General features: G+C 46.5%; 19 protein-coding genes. 16 read left to right on the plus strand and 3 right to left on the minus strand.

Features of this window, described 5'->3' with window-relative positions; translation table 11 throughout:
- The first annotated feature begins 42 nt into the window (after window positions 1–42).
- Both lolD and lolE read left to right on the plus strand, forming a co-directional pair.
- Window positions 43–738, plus strand: a complete 696-nt coding sequence (gene lolD, locus L5M10_RS06470) for a lipoprotein-releasing ABC transporter ATP-binding protein LolD (RefSeq protein WP_028759813.1) — start codon at window positions 43–45, stop codon at window positions 736–738.
- Window positions 735–1,985 carry a lipoprotein-releasing ABC transporter permease subunit LolE gene (gene lolE / locus L5M10_RS06475; RefSeq protein WP_105252620.1) on the plus strand — a complete coding sequence of 417 codons (1,251 nt, stop codon included), beginning with the start codon at window positions 735–737 and terminating at the stop codon, window positions 1,983–1,985. Before lolD ends, lolE begins: the two co-directional genes overlap by 4 nt.
- Window positions 1,986–2,261: 276 nt before the next feature.
- On the opposite strand, the gene suhB is transcribed toward lolE, so the two are convergent.
- Entirely contained in the window at window positions 2,262–3,065 is an 804-nt protein-coding gene (suhB, locus tag L5M10_RS06480; RefSeq protein ID WP_028759815.1) for an inositol-1-monophosphatase, read from the minus strand.
- Between the two features lie 153 nt (window positions 3,066–3,218).
- On the opposite strand from suhB, the gene trmJ reads away from it, so the two are divergent.
- The 14 genes from trmJ (at window position 3,219) to L5M10_RS06550 (ending at window position 13,714) form a co-directional block, all read left to right on the plus strand.
- Entirely contained in the window at window positions 3,219–3,947 is a 729-nt protein-coding gene (gene trmJ, locus L5M10_RS06485; RefSeq protein ID WP_263255051.1) for a tRNA (cytosine(32)/uridine(32)-2'-O)-methyltransferase TrmJ, read from the plus strand.
- 40 nt (window positions 3,948–3,987) lie between these two features.
- On the plus strand, window positions 3,988–4,809 hold the full coding sequence (cysE, locus tag L5M10_RS06490; RefSeq protein ID WP_028759817.1) for a serine O-acetyltransferase: 822 nt from the start codon (window positions 3,988–3,990) through the stop codon (window positions 4,807–4,809).
- Between the two features lie 378 nt (window positions 4,810–5,187).
- Entirely contained in the window at window positions 5,188–5,649 is a 462-nt protein-coding gene (gene iscR / locus L5M10_RS06495; protein ID WP_006081858.1) for a Fe-S cluster assembly transcriptional regulator IscR, read from the plus strand.
- A gap of 80 nt (window positions 5,650–5,729) precedes the next feature.
- Window positions 5,730–6,944 carry an IscS subfamily cysteine desulfurase gene (locus tag L5M10_RS06500; RefSeq protein ID WP_028759818.1) on the plus strand — a complete coding sequence of 405 codons (1,215 nt, stop codon included), beginning with the start codon at window positions 5,730–5,732 and terminating at the stop codon, window positions 6,942–6,944.
- 37 nt (window positions 6,945–6,981) lie between these two features.
- Window positions 6,982–7,365 carry a Fe-S cluster assembly scaffold IscU gene (gene iscU, locus L5M10_RS06505; protein ID WP_006081856.1) on the plus strand — a complete coding sequence of 128 codons (384 nt, stop codon included), beginning with the start codon at window positions 6,982–6,984 and terminating at the stop codon, window positions 7,363–7,365.
- 14 nt (window positions 7,366–7,379) lie between these two features.
- Entirely contained in the window at window positions 7,380–7,703 is a 324-nt protein-coding gene (iscA, locus tag L5M10_RS06510; RefSeq protein ID WP_006081855.1) for an iron-sulfur cluster assembly protein IscA, read from the plus strand.
- Window positions 7,704–7,719: 16 nt separating this feature from the next.
- Window positions 7,720–8,244, plus strand: a complete 525-nt coding sequence (gene hscB, locus L5M10_RS06515; protein WP_263255052.1) for a co-chaperone HscB — start codon at window positions 7,720–7,722, stop codon at window positions 8,242–8,244.
- 67 nt (window positions 8,245–8,311) lie between these two features.
- A complete protein-coding gene (gene hscA, locus L5M10_RS06520; RefSeq protein WP_198572276.1) occupies window positions 8,312–10,174 on the plus strand; it encodes a Fe-S protein assembly chaperone HscA in 1,863 nt (620 codons plus the stop codon).
- An 8-nt stretch (window positions 10,175–10,182) separates the two neighbouring features.
- Window positions 10,183–10,521 carry an ISC system 2Fe-2S type ferredoxin gene (gene fdx, locus L5M10_RS06525; protein WP_006081852.1) on the plus strand — a complete coding sequence of 113 codons (339 nt, stop codon included), beginning with the start codon at window positions 10,183–10,185 and terminating at the stop codon, window positions 10,519–10,521.
- Window positions 10,522–10,678: 157 nt separating this feature from the next.
- Entirely contained in the window at window positions 10,679–11,584 is a 906-nt protein-coding gene (gene rimK / locus L5M10_RS06530) for a 30S ribosomal protein S6--L-glutamate ligase (protein WP_006081851.1), read from the plus strand.
- A 113-nt stretch (window positions 11,585–11,697) separates the two neighbouring features.
- The gene (iscX, locus tag L5M10_RS06535) at window positions 11,698–11,895 is read left to right on the plus strand and encodes a Fe-S cluster assembly protein IscX (RefSeq protein WP_028759821.1); all 198 of its coding nucleotides are present in this window, start codon (window positions 11,698–11,700) and stop codon (window positions 11,893–11,895) included.
- 217 nt (window positions 11,896–12,112) lie between these two features.
- On the plus strand, window positions 12,113–12,280 hold the full coding sequence (locus L5M10_RS06540) for a hypothetical protein (protein WP_006081849.1): 168 nt from the start codon (window positions 12,113–12,115) through the stop codon (window positions 12,278–12,280).
- Window positions 12,281–12,477: 197 nt separating this feature from the next.
- Window positions 12,478–12,909, plus strand: a complete 432-nt coding sequence (ndk, locus tag L5M10_RS06545) for a nucleoside-diphosphate kinase (protein WP_011789197.1) — start codon at window positions 12,478–12,480, stop codon at window positions 12,907–12,909.
- A gap of 361 nt (window positions 12,910–13,270) precedes the next feature.
- On the plus strand, window positions 13,271–13,714 hold the full coding sequence (locus L5M10_RS06550) for an Hsp20 family protein (protein WP_028759822.1): 444 nt from the start codon (window positions 13,271–13,273) through the stop codon (window positions 13,712–13,714).
- A gap of 97 nt (window positions 13,715–13,811) precedes the next feature.
- Here the strand turns inward: L5M10_RS06550 and ilvN are convergent, their stop codons facing one another.
- Together ilvN and L5M10_RS06560 are read right to left on the minus strand one after the other, a co-directional pair.
- Complete coding sequence (gene ilvN / locus L5M10_RS06555) at window positions 13,812–14,306, minus strand: acetolactate synthase small subunit (RefSeq protein WP_028759823.1); 495 nt, start codon at window positions 14,304–14,306, stop codon at window positions 13,812–13,814.
- Entirely contained in the window at window positions 14,306–16,024 is a 1,719-nt protein-coding gene (locus L5M10_RS06560) for an acetolactate synthase 3 large subunit (RefSeq protein WP_105252618.1), read from the minus strand. The genes ilvN and L5M10_RS06560 overlap by 1 nt, the downstream gene beginning before the upstream one ends.
- Window positions 16,025–16,140 lie beyond the last annotated feature (116 nt).

The raw sequence follows: 16,140 nt of genomic DNA on the forward strand, positions 1-16,140 counted from the left end.
TGAAATAAATCGATGCCAAAGCATGTTTAAGAGAGAACTTCAATGCAAGACGTGTTACTGCAAGTGCAGAGTGTCAGTAAGAGTTACCATGATGGCGCCGTGACCACGCAAGTGTTGTCTAATGTCGATTTGCAGGTGTTTAAGGGCGAGCAGTTGGCGATTGTCGGCAGCTCAGGCTCAGGTAAGAGCACACTGCTGCATATTATGGGCACTTTGGATGAGCCAACCGCGGGCAAAGTCTTGTTGCTAGGCGAAGATTTATACCAAGTGTCTAGTGCGCGCCAAGCGCAGATCCGCAATCAAGATCTCGGCTTTATTTATCAATTCCATCATTTATTGCCTGAATTCACTGCGCTAGAAAATGTCGCTATGCCGGCATTTATTCAAGGTAAAGACCGTAAACAAGCACTCGCCGATGCCAAAGTCTTATTGGAGCGGGTAGGGCTAGGCCATCGCATGACTCACATCCCCGCCGAATTATCGGGCGGCGAACGTCAGCGTGTCGCTATCGCAAGGGCGTTGATTAATAAACCTAAGTTAGTGCTGGCCGATGAACCTACGGGTAATTTAGATGCTAACAGTGGCGATGCGGTTTATGAGTTGATCCGCGAGCTGGCCGATCAGTTAGGCACGGCGTTTGTGGTGGTGACCCATGATCATAAATTGGCTGCCCGTATGGACCGCCAACTGATGATGAAAAACGGTTACTTGCAATTAGCGGCGGAAACCCAAGTATGAAAGGACCGTTAGCCCTATCCATTGGTTGGCGTTTTTATCGCGCCCGCCAATCCAACAGTTTTATTAGTTTTATTTCCTTTGCATCGACTGCCGGTATCGCTTTAGGTGTGGCGGTATTGATCATAGTTCTGTCTGCAATGAATGGTTTTGAGCGCGAGCTAGAGCAAAGATTACTGGGTGTAGTGCCGCAGGCGGACATTGTCGGGGTGGACGAACCTATCGTCAATTGGCAGAGTGTTGCGCAAGGTGCACTACAAATTGAAGGTATTCGTGGTGCTGCCCCCTTTATTCGCATGCAAGGTTTAGTGCAGAAGCCTGGTGGTTTTCAAGGCTTAGCCGTGGTGGGTATTGATCCGAAAGAAGAAACGAAGGTTTCAACTTTGTCACAGTTTATGAGTGATGCAAGCTGGCAGAGTCTGAGCCAAGATGAGAATCATATCGTCCTTGGCGAGAGTTTATTGACTAAGTTGGGGCTTGAGGTGGGTGATACGCTGGCCTTATATGTGCAGGATATCGATCCCGACGCGGCAGGCAGTTTACGTGCGGCGAAGAGCCATCGTTTTGTGGTGTCAGGCACCTATCATCTGGGCGGCGAGCTTGAACTGACAACCGCTTATATTCCATTGCAATACGCGGCGCAGATCTTGAACATGAATAACGGTGTAACGGGTGTGCGTATTAGCGTCGATAAAGTGTTTGATGCACCAGTAAAAGTGCGCGAACTCGGTTATGCGCAAAAGCAGTCTGTGTATATCAGTGACTGGACACGTACCCAAGGGCATTTATATCAAGATATTCAGTTAGTTCGTACTGTGATGTATTTAGTTCTAGTGTTGGTGATTGGTGTGGCCTGCTTTAACATCGTCTCCACCTTAGTGATGGCGGTGCGGGATAAAGCGTCCGAAATTGCGATTTTGATGACCATGGGCCTGAGTCGTTTGGCTGTGATGGGGATTTTCATGGTGCAGGGCGCGTTAAATGGTCTGCTTGGCTGTGGTCTTGGCGGCATTATTGGCATTAGTGTGGCGCTGAATTTAAGTGCGATTGCGAGCTCAGTTGAGCAGTTACTCGGTATTCAACTGCTCTCGGCCGATGTTTACTTTGTCGATTTTTTACCGTCTGAGTTGCATGTTTCGGATGCAGTACTGGTGATTGTGATGGCGTTTGTGATGAGTTTAATCGCGACTTTGTATCCCGCTTGGAAGGCGAGCCAAATTGCACCAGCACAAGCGTTAGCGGGTAGATAACTGGATAAGTGGTTGTTCGTCCTGTTAGCCGATTTGGGCTGAAATCAGTGCAGATGTTTTCAGGACACTCCTTTCTTCCCAATGACTATTGCTTAATTACTATACTATTTCTAAATACGAAATTGTGGCGACTGAGGACTTGATGACTCGAGTACTTAAGGCTTTAGAATGAAAACCACATAAACAAAAAGGCCAGTGGGCGCTCTTAAAGAGATTACCACTGGCCTTTTTTGTATCTGTTTTATGCGTTTATTTAAAGCTAAGTGTTAATCTTGATTAACGCTTTAAGCCTTCGTTCAATAATGGACGCATGATCTTCACTAATTCTGTGGTCACCTTAGGTGAGCCAGCAACGATGTTGCCCGAAACCAAATAGTTATGGTTGCCAGTAAAATCAGTCACTGTACCGCCTGCTTCGCGGCAAATCAGATCGCCAGCAGCGATGTCCCATGGCTTTAAGCCGATTTCAAAGAAACCGTCCAAACGACCCGCGGCAACATAGGCTAAATCTAATGCGGCAGAACCTGCGCGACGTAAGTCAGCACATTGGCCGAAGACTTCGCCGAAAATAGCCATGTAAGTTTCAGTGTGTTGACGCGCTTTGAATGGGAAGCCAGTACCAATCATGGTAGGCGCTAATTCATTCACGTTGGTCACACGCAGACGGAAATCATTGAGTTTGGCGCCTTTACCACGTACAGCGGTAAAGAGTTCTTCACGGACAGGATCGTAAACAACGGCAACTTCAGTCTTGCCTTTGTATTGCAGAGCGATTGAAACCGCGAAGTGGGGAATGCCTCTAACAAAGTTGTTAGTGCCATCCAGAGGGTCGACTATCCAAACATAGTCTTTATTCTCACCGCGGTTTTCGCCTTTCTCTTCACCCACGATAGTGTGATCAGGGTAAGATTTACGAATTTGGTAAGTAATTGTCGCTTCTGCTTCCTTGTCTACACTGGTAACAAAATCGTTGATACCTTTTGAACTGACTTCGATACGGTCAAGTTCAGTATAGGCGCGCATAATAGTTTGGCCGGCCGCGCGGGCAGCGCGTACAGCAATCGTCAGCATCGGATGCATTGCAATCCCCTGGATGTTAAAGAACGTTAAAATAGCGGGCGGTATTATACTCGATTTGATAGTTATATCAAATACCGATTTTCATATAAGCATTCGGCAATGGCTGTGATAATATTCGTCCCCAACGTTTTATGAATTAAATTAAGTTGTTTCATGCTAAGTAATATTCGAGTGGTTTTAGTGGGGACTTCGCACCCCGGCAATATTGGTTCTACTGCCAGAGCGATGAAGACTATGGGTCTGTCTACTCTGTATCTTGCAGAACCCCGGGTTGAGCCCGACGGTCATTCCATAGCATTAGCCGCGGGTGCATCGGATATTCTGAAACATCTTGTGAAAGTGGATTCACTTGCTGAAGCGATTGCCGATTGCAGTCTAGTGATTGCAACCAGCGCGCGCAGTCGCACCTTAGATTGGCCCATGTTAGAGCCAAGACAAGCTGGGGTGAAATTAGCGACCGAGGCACTTAAAGGCCCTGTTGCGATTGTGTTTGGCCGTGAAAACCATGGTTTAAGCAATGAAGAGCTGCAACAGTGCACTTATCATGTGGCTATCCCTGCAAATCCAGAGTACAGCTCGCTTAATCTGGCGCAAGCCGTACAAATCATTTGTTATGAAACCCGCGTTGCCCATCTCTCGCAAAAAGACGTTGCCGAAGAAGAGCTGACTGAGTATCCCTTGGCTGCCGATCAGGAACGTTTTTTCGCACACCTTGAAACGACACTGTTATCAACTGGATTTATCATTAAGAACCATCCTGGACAAGTGATGATGAAACTTCGCCGCTTGTTTAGTCGTGCACGGATTGAGAGTCAGGAAATGAATATCCTCAGGGGTATTTTGACGTCAATTGAGAAAGTGGCGGGTTCTAAAGAAAAATAGCCAAACCTTAATAATTAACACTAATCGCGAAGGATAAACAATGGGCGTGATAGCTAGGCTAAAAGAAGATATTGAATCTATATATCACCGTGATCCTGCGGCGCGTAGCGCGTTTGAGATCTTGGTTAACTATCCAGGCATGCATGCCATTTGGTTGCATCGGATAAGCCATAAGCTATGGAAGCGCGATTGGCGCTTAACGGCACGTTGTTTATCGACGTTTTCCCGTTGGTTGACAGGAGTTGAAATCCATCCTGGGGCAACCATAGGTCATCGATTTTTTATCGACCACGGTATGGGCGTTGTGATAGGTGAAACGGCTGAGATTGGTGATGATTGCACCCTTTATCACGGTGTCACGCTTGGCGGAACCACCTGGCAGGCGGGGAAACGTCACCCGACGTTAGCCAATAACGTGGTGGTGGGCGCAGGGGCAAAAATCCTCGGTCCTATTACCATGCACGATGGTGCGCGTGTGGGTTCGAATTCTGTTGTGGTGAAAGATGTGCCCAAAGATACCACGGTTGTGGGGATTCCTGGGCGCGTGGTGGCTACACCGTCACCGCAATCGAAAGAGAAAACTGAACGCCGCAGCGCGATGGCAAAAAAATATGGCTTCGATGCGTATGCGGTATCACCGGATAATCCCGATCCTGTGGCCAATGCAATAGGGCAGATGCTCGATCACATGCATTTGATGGACTCGAAAGTTCAAGAGTTGTGTCAAGCCATTCAAGGGCTGGGTGGCAATGTCTGCACTGAAAAACTGCCAGAGCTTGATATGGGCGAGTTTAATGATGCAGAAAAAGCGGCAGCGGAAAAACGCCATAGTGCATTAGATGAGTTTGATCCGAGTATCTAAGTTTCAAGAAATAGTTCAACGAAATGATTTAACTTAGCGGTCTAACTTGCTTAAGGGTTGACCCTCACAAGGGTCTCGCTTAGCGTTTTACTTTAGCTCATCCTGTTGTAAAGGCGCATATTGCGATCAAACCTGAGTTTGATCGCGCCATAGTACCGAGATCACTTTTATCCTGCGTTTATATCGTGCTAGATGTCGATTAATTGGCGCTTTAGCATTGAATCTTAGGCTAGAAAAAGGTTAAATACCCCACCAAGATGAAAGGGTATTGGTTATGTGCACACTCATATACTTGAGTGTTTTAGTAGGTTTTAATACTTGACTGAATTACTCGGGTATGTTGAAATAATGCATACCTGTTCGGGAGCTATGGTAGTTATGAAACTTACATCAAAAGGTCGTTATGCAGTAACCGCTATGCTAGATGTGGCAATCCACTCAGCATCGGGACCAGTTCCCTTAGCGGATATCTCTGAAAGACAAGGGATTTCGCTTTCCTATCTGGAACAACTCTTCGCTAAGCTAAGAAAACACGGTTTAGTTGCCAGTGTACGTGGACCGGGCGGTGGTTATCGCTTAGGCCTAGAAGCCAATGATATTTCAGTCGGCATGGTTGTCCATGCTGTAGACGAGTCTGTCGATGCGACTCGTTGCCAAGGACTTGGCAATTGTCAGAGTGGAACTCGCTGCTTAACCCATTCACTTTGGGGCGATTTAAGCAAACAAATTTCCGATTTTTTAGATGGTATCAGTCTTGCCGGCTTGATGCAGAAGCGAGATGTGCAATTTATCTCACTTAAGCAAGACACTATGCAAAAGGAACAAAGAGTCAGTTTATAGTGGCACTTTGTTATATATAAAAATAATTTTTGTACGTTGTATGTAGCCTCTACCAGAGACTGCTCAGTACGGAGTGTGTTATGAAGCTTCCTATCTATTTAGATTATGCCGCCACCACGCCTGTTGATCCTAGAGTCGCGGAAAAGATGTTCCAATGCATGACAATGGACGGCATCTTTGGTAATCCGGCCTCACGTTCACACCGCTACGGCTGGCAAGCCGAAGAAGCGGTGGATATTGCTCGCAACCAAGTTGCCGAGTTAATTAACGCCGATCACCGCGAAATTGTGTTTACCTCTGGCGCGACGGAATCGAACAACTTAGCGATAAAAGGTGTTGCTCATTTCTATCACAAGAAAGGTAAGCACATCATCACCAGTAAGACTGAACATAAAGCGGTTCTCGATACTTGTCGTCAATTAGAGCGTGAAGGTTTCGAAGTGACTTACTTAGAGCCTGCTGCAAACGGCATCATTCCGATGGAACGTTTAGAAGCAGCGATGCGTGACGACACTATCCTTGTCAGCATCATGCACGTGAACAACGAAATCGGTGTTATCCACGATATCGATGCAATCGGTGAACTATGCCGTTCAAAAGGCATCATTTTCCACATGGATGCGGCGCAAAGTGCAGGCAAAGTACCTATCGATGTGCAAGCCACTAAAGTGGATTTGATCTCGATTTCTGGCCACAAAATGTATGGCCCTAAAGGTATCGGCGCACTATATGTTCGTCGTAAGCCACGCATTCGCCTAGAAGCGCAAATGCACGGTGGTGGTCATGAGCGTGGTATGCGTAGCGGTACGTTACCAACGCATCAAATCGTAGGTTTAGGTGAAGCTGCTGCAATCGCAAAAGCGGAAATGGCCTCTGATGACGCTCGTATCGGTGCATTACGTGACAAATTATGGAATGGCATCAAGCACATTGAAGAAACCTATATCAATGGTGATGCGATTGACCGTGTTAGCGGTAGCCTCAACGTCAGCTTCAACTATGTTGAAGGCGAGTCGTTAATGATGGCACTGAAAGATTTAGCGGTTTCATCGGGTTCGGCTTGTACCTCAGCCAGCCTAGAGCCTAGCTACGTATTACGTGCGCTTGGCTTAAACGATGAAATGGCACATAGCTCGATTCGTTTCTCAATCGGCCGTTTCACAACCGAAGAAGAAATCGATCACGCTATCGAAGTTATTACTCAATCTATTGATAAATTAAGAGAAATGTCTCCTTTGTGGGAAATGTTTAAAGATGGGATCGACCTGAACCAAGTTCAGTGGGCACATCATTAATTCTGACCTTTACAATAGATAATTTTGGAGCAGTACCATGGCTTACAGTGAAAAAGTGATAGATCATTATGAGAATCCACGTAACGTTGGTTCTTTTGATAAAAACGATCCTTCGGTCGTGACCGGTATGGTAGGCGCACCTGCTTGCGGTGACGTGATGAAACTTCAGTTGAAAATTGGTGCTGATGGCATCATTCAAGACGCTAAGTTCAAAACCTACGGTTGTGGTAGCGCGATTGCGTCTAGCTCACTGGTAACTGAGTGGGTTAAAGGCAAGACTATCGAACAAGCTGCGGCGATCAAAAACACGGATATCGCTGAAGAATTGGCATTGCCACCAGTGAAGATCCACTGTTCAATTTTGGCTGAAGATGCCATTAAAGCTGCTATCGACGAGTACAAATCGAAACAAGCTAAGTAACATCTGGAGTTAAGATGGCGATTACAATGACCCCAGCGGCAGCCGATCGTGTCAGATCTTTCTTAGTCAACCGAGGCAAAGGTGTAGGCCTGCGTCTCGGCTTAAGAACATCAGGCTGTTCTGGTATGGCTTATGTACTTGAGTTCGTTGATTCTTTAAATGATGATGATGAAGTGTTTGATATCGAAGATGTGAAAATCATCATAGATGCCAAGAGCCTTATCTATCTTCAAGGGATCGAGCTGGATTTTGTTAAAGAAGGGCTGAATGAAGGCTTCCAATTTAATAATCCTAACGCAAAAGGTGAGTGTGGTTGTGGTGAGAGTTTCACTGTTTAACCGCTAAAGTTGACGCATGAATTATTTCGAGCTGTTTAAATTTTCCTCTGCCTTCGATATTGATACCGCCTTACTTGCAGAACGCTATCGCGAACTGCAACGGGCGGTTCATCCCGATAAATTTGCCAATGATACTGATCAGCAAAAATTGCTGTCGGTGCAGCGCACGGCGCAAGTCAATGATGGTTTTCAAACCTTAAAAGATCCCATTCGCCGCGCCGAGCATATGTTATCGCTGCGTGGTATTGAATTAAGCCATGAAACCACGACAGTGAAAGATACTGGCTTCTTGATGCAGCAAATGGAATGGCGCGAGGCGTTAGAAGATATACGCGATAGTGCCGATCCTCAAGCGAGTATTGACGAGCTATATCAATCTTTTGCGCAGTACCGCGCGCAACTCACTCAGCAATTGACTCAACTGTTAACCAGTGAGCAGGCTGAAGATGCATTGTTAGCGGCAGATCAAGTTCGCAAACTCAAATTTATGGCAAAATTACACGACGAGTTGACCAGAGTCGAAGACGCTCTGTTAGATTGATTTTCCGTGTTTATGTTACTTTGCTGACTCAAGTACGCTTGAGTTGGCATTACTAAGTTGGATATATATGGCCCTTTTGCAGATAGCTGAGCCCGGTCAAAGTGCCGCGCCGCACCAACATAGACTTGCCGTTGGCATCGATTTAGGTACGACCAATTCTTTGGTGGCGGCCGTTCGAAGTGGAGAGACGGCAACCCTGCCGGACGAACTTGGACAGCATTCATTACCTTCTATCGTGCGTTATACCCAAGATTCAGTCGAAGTCGGCGCACTTGCGGCGTTGAGTTCGGCGCAGGATCCGCAAAACACGATCGTTTCGGTAAAGCGTTTTATGGGCCGCAGCCTAGCGGATATTCAAGCTGGCGAGCAATCATTACCCTACGAGTTTGCCGAAAGCGAAAACGGTTTACCTTTATTTGTGACTCCCCAAGGCCAAGTGAATCCCGTGCAAGTATCTGCGGAGATTTTACGTCCGCTGATCGCCCGCGCTGAAAAAACCTTAGGCGGCGAACTGCAAGGCGTGGTGATCACTGTGCCTGCGTATTTCGATGATGCCCAGCGCCAAGGCACAAAAGATGCCGCAGCTTTGCTGGGTGTTAAAGTGCTACGTTTGTTGAATGAACCGACTGCTGCTGCGATTGCCTATGGTTTAGATTCTAAGCAAGAGGGCGTGATTGCCATCTATGATTTAGGCGGCGGTACTTTCGATATTTCTATTTTGCGCTTGAATCGCGGTGTATTCGAAGTGTTAGCCACTGGTGGTGATTCAGCGCTTGGCGGCGATGATTTCGATCATTTACTGCAAGCACATATGCAACAAGTGTGGCAGCTTAGCGACATCGACTCACAATTAAGTCGTCAGTTGTTGATTGAATCGCGTCGAGTCAAAGAAGCCTTAACGGATGCAGCAGAAACTGAAGCAAAAGTGATCCTTGCCGATGGTACTGAACTGACGCAAATCGTTACTAAAGCTGAATTTGATGCCATGATTGCGGCATTGGTGAAAAAGACGATTGCCAGCTGTCGCCGTACCCTGCGTGATGCGGGCGTGACGACGGATGAAGTGCTTGAAACTGTGATGGTTGGCGGTTCAACGCGCGTGCCATTAGTGCGTGAACAGGTCGAAGCTTTCTTCGGTAAACCACCCCTGACGTCTATCGATCCCGATCGTGTTGTCGCCATTGGCGCGGCCATTCAAGCCGACATTTTAGTGGGTAACAAACCCGAATCGGATTTGTTATTGCTCGATGTGATCCCTTTGTCATTAGGCATAGAGACCATGGGCGGCTTAGTGGAAAAAGTGGTATCGCGTAATACCACGATTCCGGTTGCACGGGCGCAGGAATTTACCACCTTTAAAGATGGTCAAACGGCCATGGCATTCCATGTGGTGCAGGGCGAGCGTGAGCTCGTCGCTGATTGCCGCTCACTGGCGCGTTTTACCTTAAAGGGTATTCCGCCGTTAGCCGCTGGTGCTGCGCATATTCGTGTGACCTTTCAAGTGGATGCCGATGGTTTACTTAGCGTGACCGCGATGGAGAAATCCACCGGCGTGCAGTCTAGTATTCAAGTTAAGCCGTCTTTTGGTTTATCGGATACTGAAATTGCCACTATGCTGAAAGATTCGATGAAGTATGCCAAAGACGATATAGGTCGTCGTATGCTGGCCGAGCAGCAAGTGGAGGCGGCGAGGGTACTCGAGTCTTTACATGCAGCGTTAGCGAAGGATGGCGATTTGCTGAATGCCGATGAGCGTGCTCAGATCGATGCTACTATGGCCAATGTGGCGCAAGTTGCCGCGGGCGATGATGCCGATGCGATTAAACTCGCGATTGAAAAACTGGATGAGCAAACCCAAGATTTTGCTGCCAGACGTATGGACAATTCTATTCGAGTGGCATTTAAAGGCCAGTCGATCGACAACATATAGGTGATGTAATGCCCCAATTAGTCTTTCTTCCCCATGCCGAGTTGTGCCCTGATGGCGCTGTGCTTGAGGCGAATGTTGGTGAGACCATTCTCGATGTTGCGCTGCGTAATGGCATCAATATCGAGCATGCCTGTGAAAAGTCCTGTGCTTGCACGACGTGTCACTGTATCGTGCGTGAAGGCTTTAATGATCTTGAGCCAAGTGATGAGCTAGAAGATGACATGTTAGACAAAGCATGGGGACTCGAGCCCGAAAGCCGTCTATCTTGTCAGGCTAAAGTGGTCGACACTGACATGGTGATTGAGATCCCTAAATACACGGTTAACATGGTTAGCGAAGGCAATTAATATTGCTTCGATAATGATTAAAACCAGTCCACGTGACTGGTTTTTTGCTTTTGGCGTTGAGCATTTGTGCAACTAATCTTGTCTATGCCTCTAGTTGTTTGATTTATCCTTGCGCAGGCGTATTATGCGCTCAAAATTAATGGTTGCCGGAGACCAAATGAGAATAGCGATTTTATCGCAAGGGCCAGAGTTATATTCAACGAAGCGACTCGTTGAAGCGGCTCAATTACGTGGTCATGAAGTACACGTAATCAATCCCCTTGAATGTTATATGAATATCAACATGCGGCAATCGAGTATCCACATTGGCGGGCGAGAGTTACCTGCATTTGATGCCGTGATCCCCCGTATTGGGGCGTCGATTACCTTTTATGGTTCGGCGGTGTTGCGCCAATTTGAGATGATGGGCGTCTATGCCTTAAATGATTCAGTTGGAATTTCCCGCTCACGGGACAAATTGCGTTCTATGCAGCTGATGTCACGCCGCGGTATTGGTTTGCCTATTACCGGTTTTGCCAATAAACCGAGTGATATTCCAGACTTAATTGATATGGTGGGTGGCGCGCCTCTGGTGATTAAATTACTCGAAGGCACTCAAGGCATTGGCGTGGTATTAGCCGAGACCCGCAAAGCGGCTGAGAGCGTGATTGAAGCCTTTATGGGCCTTAAAGCCAACATCATGGTGCAGGAATATATCAAAGAAGCCAACGGCGCAGACATTCGTTGTTTCGTGCTCGGCGATAAAGTGATTGCCGCCATGAAACGTCAAGCTATGCCCGGTGAGTTCCGCTCTAATTTGCACCGTGGTGGCACGGCGAGTTTAGTCAAACTGACTCCTGAAGAGCGCTCTGTAGCTATTCGTGCGGCGAAGACGATGGGATTAAATGTGGCAGGGGTTGATTTGTTACGCTCAAACCATGGCCCTGTGATCATGGAAGTGAACTCTTCACCAGGGCTTGAGGGGATTGAAGGCGCCACCACGAAAGATGTTGCGGGTGCTATTATTGATTTTGTTGAAAAAAATGCGATTAAAGTAAAAAAGGTGACGCAAGCACAGGGGTAATGCCTCGGTTGTCGAGTATTGACTACGGAATATCAACACTTGATTCACCTCCTTATGGGTAACGGCGTTAAGCACTAGCTTATCCATTCAAGCGAACAGAATAGGGGAAAACGATGACATTAACTTGGATAGATTCGTTAGATATTGCGTTGGAATTACTCGAAGCACACCCAGAGGTGAATCCCACTCAGCTGCATTTCACCCAACTGTATGAGTGGGTGTTAGCTTTGAATGATTTTGCTGATGATCCTAAGCATTGCAATGAAAAAATACTGGAAGCAATTCAGCAGTGTTGGATTGATGAAAAGTAGTGAGCACAGTTGTGGTACGGCTTTTTATGTGAGGCATCTTGTCCTTCAGAAAATTAACTAAGGTGATTTACCTCACGTATTTGCAGTGGCGCAGAGAATATTTCGCGAGAGTTTGATCACAGTCAAGTTCATTTTCAGTGGATATCGTAATTTGTTGTATATTGGTTAAGGCATTTATATGGCTTAACTTTATTATCGCAACTGCAAGGATGTTCACATGAAACTTTTGCTTGTATTGTTATGTATGCTTGTCCCTTCAATGGCTTGGGCTCATCCAGGTCATGGCGGTGTCGGTTTATTCCATCACTTGTTAGATCTTGCACCCGCAGTCATTTTAGTCGCTTTGATTGCATGGGCTGGTATTTGGGCAAAAAATAGAAAATAATCCCATTTTTTAATGAGTTAATGAACCCTGCTAAGGATTTATCCTCCTAGCGGGGTATTTTGTGTGATCAAACTGATTACGAATAAAGCGAATGTGCGCAATATCTCAGACTAATTTGCTATAAAGATAGGATTTAGCTTTTAAATTTCGTATAATCCGCGCGAATTTTTTAAACTTGCTGACAAAGGAAGCTAGTTATGGCGATCGAACGCACATTTTCTATTATCAAGCCAGATGCTGTTGCAAAAAACCACATCGGTGCTATCTACAATCGTTTTGAAACTGCTGGTCTTAAGATCGTTGCAGCTAAAATGTTACACCTGACCAAAGAACAAGCTGAAGGTTTCTATGCTGAGCATAGCGAGCGCGGTTTCTTCGGTGCTCTGGTTGCATTTATGACTTCTGGTCCAATCATGGTCCAAGTATTAGAAGGCGAAAACGCTGTTTTAGCTCACCGTGAAATTTTAGGTGCAACTAATCCTGCTCAAGCAGCTCCTGGTACTATCCGTGCTGATTTCGCAGAAAGCATTGACGAAAACGCGGCTCACGGTTCAGATGCTGTTGAATCTGCTGCTCGTGAAATTGCTTACTTCTTCAGCGCTGAAGAATTGTGTCCACGCACTCGTTAATTCGATGCTAAGACTGAAAAAGGAGCCTAGGCTCCTTTTTTATTGGCTGCAATTTAGCGAATATAGATTTCCGTGTTGCAATGACGCTAATGCCTCTATACAAATCACACGTCAATTCAAAGTATTAAAATTAATAAGAGTTCGTTTTTGTTGGTCTTTTTAAATTTTGCACATTTTTTTAATTTTCTTGCTTGAAATTTTCTCTCCCGTCCTTATATCTATTTCAGGATCGCTCGATGAGGATCCTAGTGTGAATTCTGTGCCGTAAGGACAGAAGATTTAACTCGGCAGACTCTACAAGCGTTTTCATCGTGAAAACCGTCCGCCAATTCTCCATATTGCTTAAGACAAGGATATGAATATGCGTAATTATGATCTAGCTCCCCTGTACCGTAGTGCCATTGGTTTTGACCGTTTAGCTCAGCTGGCAGAACATGCCGCCGCTAATAATGGCAATACTGGCTATCCCCCATATAACATTGAATTATTAGGCGAAAATCGCTATCGCATTACTATGGCCGTGGCCGGATTCTCAATGAATGAACTTGAGATCAGCAGTGAAGGTGAGAAATTACTGGTGAAAGGCAACAAAGCTGAAAGCCAAACCGAGCGTAAATACTTGTACCAAGGCATAGCGGAACGCGGTTTTGAGCGCACTTTCCAACTGGCAGACTATGTCACTGTGCTCGGCGCAAGTTTAGAAAATGGCTTACTCAATATTGATTTAGTGCGTGAAATCCCTGAAGCATTGAAACCACGCAAAATTGAGATCACTTCATCGCGCTTGCTAGACAGCCAGTCATAATTGACACTGTGGTAACCACCTAAAAACAAGGGGAGCATAATGCTCCCCTTGTTTTTGTGTTCACGCAAAAAATGTCCGCGAGATTTCCGTGAGAAAGTTACGCTTTCATGGCCTTTTCTCCGCGAGCCAAACCCACCACACCGGAGCGAGAGACTTCGACCAATTTAGTCACTTCACCTAGCGCATGAATAAACGCATCGAGTTTCTCTGATGTGCCGACCATTTGGATGGTATATAAATTGGCGGTGACATCGACAATCTGGCCGCGGAAAATGTCCGCCATCCGTTTAACTTCTTCCCTAAACTCGCCTTGGGCGCGGACCTTGATAAGGGCTAATTCGCGTTCAATATAAGCTGACTCGGTAATATTCGAAACTTTTAACACATCGATGAGTTTATGTAGCTGCTTCTCTATTTGCTCTAACACCATTTCATCGGCAACGACTGTGATGTTAAGCCGCGACAGGGTGATATCGTCCGTTGGCGCCACCGTTAAACTTTCAATGTTATAGCCGCGCTGTGAAAACAAACCGACCACACGAGAAAGGGCGCCGGATTGGTTTTCTAATAATACAGATATAATTCGACGCATTAGCATTTCTCCGTCTTGGTCAGCCACATTTCATTCATCGCACCACCACGGATCAACATTGGGTACACGTGCTCAGTTTCATCCACCATGATGTCGATAAAGACCAGTCTGTCTTTCATCGCCAGCGCTTCTGCCATTTTTGACTCAAGTTCGGCGGGATCGCTGATCGTCATACCTACATGGCCATAGGCCTCGGCAATTTTGGCAAAATTAGGTACTGAATCCATATAGGAATGTGAGTGACGGCCAGAGTAAATCATGTCCTGCCATTGTTTAACCATGCCAAGGAAACGATTGTTTAAGTTGATAATTTTAACCGGCGTATCATATTGCAGCGCGGTCGAAAGCTCTTGAATGTTCATCTGGATTGAACCATCACCCGTGACACAGACAACCGTGGCATCAGGCATCGCCATTTTAACCCCCATTGCGGCGGGTAGGCCAAACCCCATGGTGCCTAGACCCCCTGAGTTGATCCAGCGGCGCGGCTTATCGAACGGATAGTACAAGGCGGCAAACATCTGGTGCTGGCCAACATCAGAGGCGACATAGGCATCGCCATTGGTCAGCTTATACAAGGTTTCAATCACTTGCTGTGGTTTGATGCGACCACTGTTTTTGTCATAGGCCAGACAATCGCGGCCGCGCCATTGCTCAATATCATTCCACCAAGTGGCGATGGCATCGTTGTCATTGTGCTCGTTCGATTCATCTAACAGTGTCAACATGCTGTCTAAAATACTGTCGGCCGACCCTACGATGGGAATATCGACGTGGATAGTTTTTGAAATAGACGAGGGGTCGATATCTATGTGCAAAATGGTCGCGTTCGGGCAATATTTTTCCACATTATTCGTGGTTCTATCGTCGAAGCGCACACCAATACCGAAGATCAAATCGCAGTTATGCATAGTCATGTTGGCTTCGTAGCGACCGTGCATCCCTAGCATGCCTAGGCTGTTTTTGTGGGTACTTGGAAAAGCCCCGAGTCCCATGAGTGTGCTGACGACGGGAATATTTAATCTCTCAGCTAATTGTAAAATTTGCTTATCACAACCTGAGATAATGGCGCCGCCACCGACATAGAGCACAGGCTTTTTAGCCGCTAATAGTGCCTGTAGTCCACGACGGATCTGTCCTTTATGCCCCGAGGTTGTCGGGTTGTATGAGCGCATTTTCACGCTTTCGGGATAAATATATTCGTGCAGCAGCGCTGGGTTTAAGCAATCTTTTGGCAGGTCGACGACCACAGGCCCAGGACGGCCGGTAGAGGCAATATAAAAGGCTTTTTTTATCGTTTCAGGGATTTGAGTGGGATCTTTAACTAAAAAGCTGTGTTTGACCACAGGACGAGAGATACCGATCATATCGCATTCTTGGAAAGCATCATTACCGATAAGGTTGCTCGGTACTTGACCCGATAATACTACGAGGGGAATAGAGTCCATGTAGGCGGTGGCAATACCGGTAATCGCGTTGGTGGCACCGGGTCCTGAGGTGACTAATACCACGCCCACTTTACCCGTTGCACGGGCGTAGCCATCGGCCATGTGCACGGCAGCTTGTTCGTGGCGAACGAGTATGTGTTCAATACCTGGGATAACGTGCAGGGCATCGTAGATATCTAAAACTGAACCGCCAGGATAGCCAAAAATGTGTTTTACGCCTTCATCAATCAAAGAACGCACTATCATGCTGGCGCCGGATAACATCTCCATGTGGAACTCCTATTGCATAGTACCGTTACGGTAAACAGTATTTTGTTACAGCGACGGTAATCGCTCTAAAAATTAAGCCTGAAGGGTAATTCAGGCTCCGTAATGCTGAACTGACT

It is taken from the genome of Shewanella sp. SM32, from assembly GCF_025654235.1.
Classification (GTDB): Bacteria; Pseudomonadota; Gammaproteobacteria; order Enterobacterales; family Shewanellaceae; genus Shewanella; species Shewanella oncorhynchi.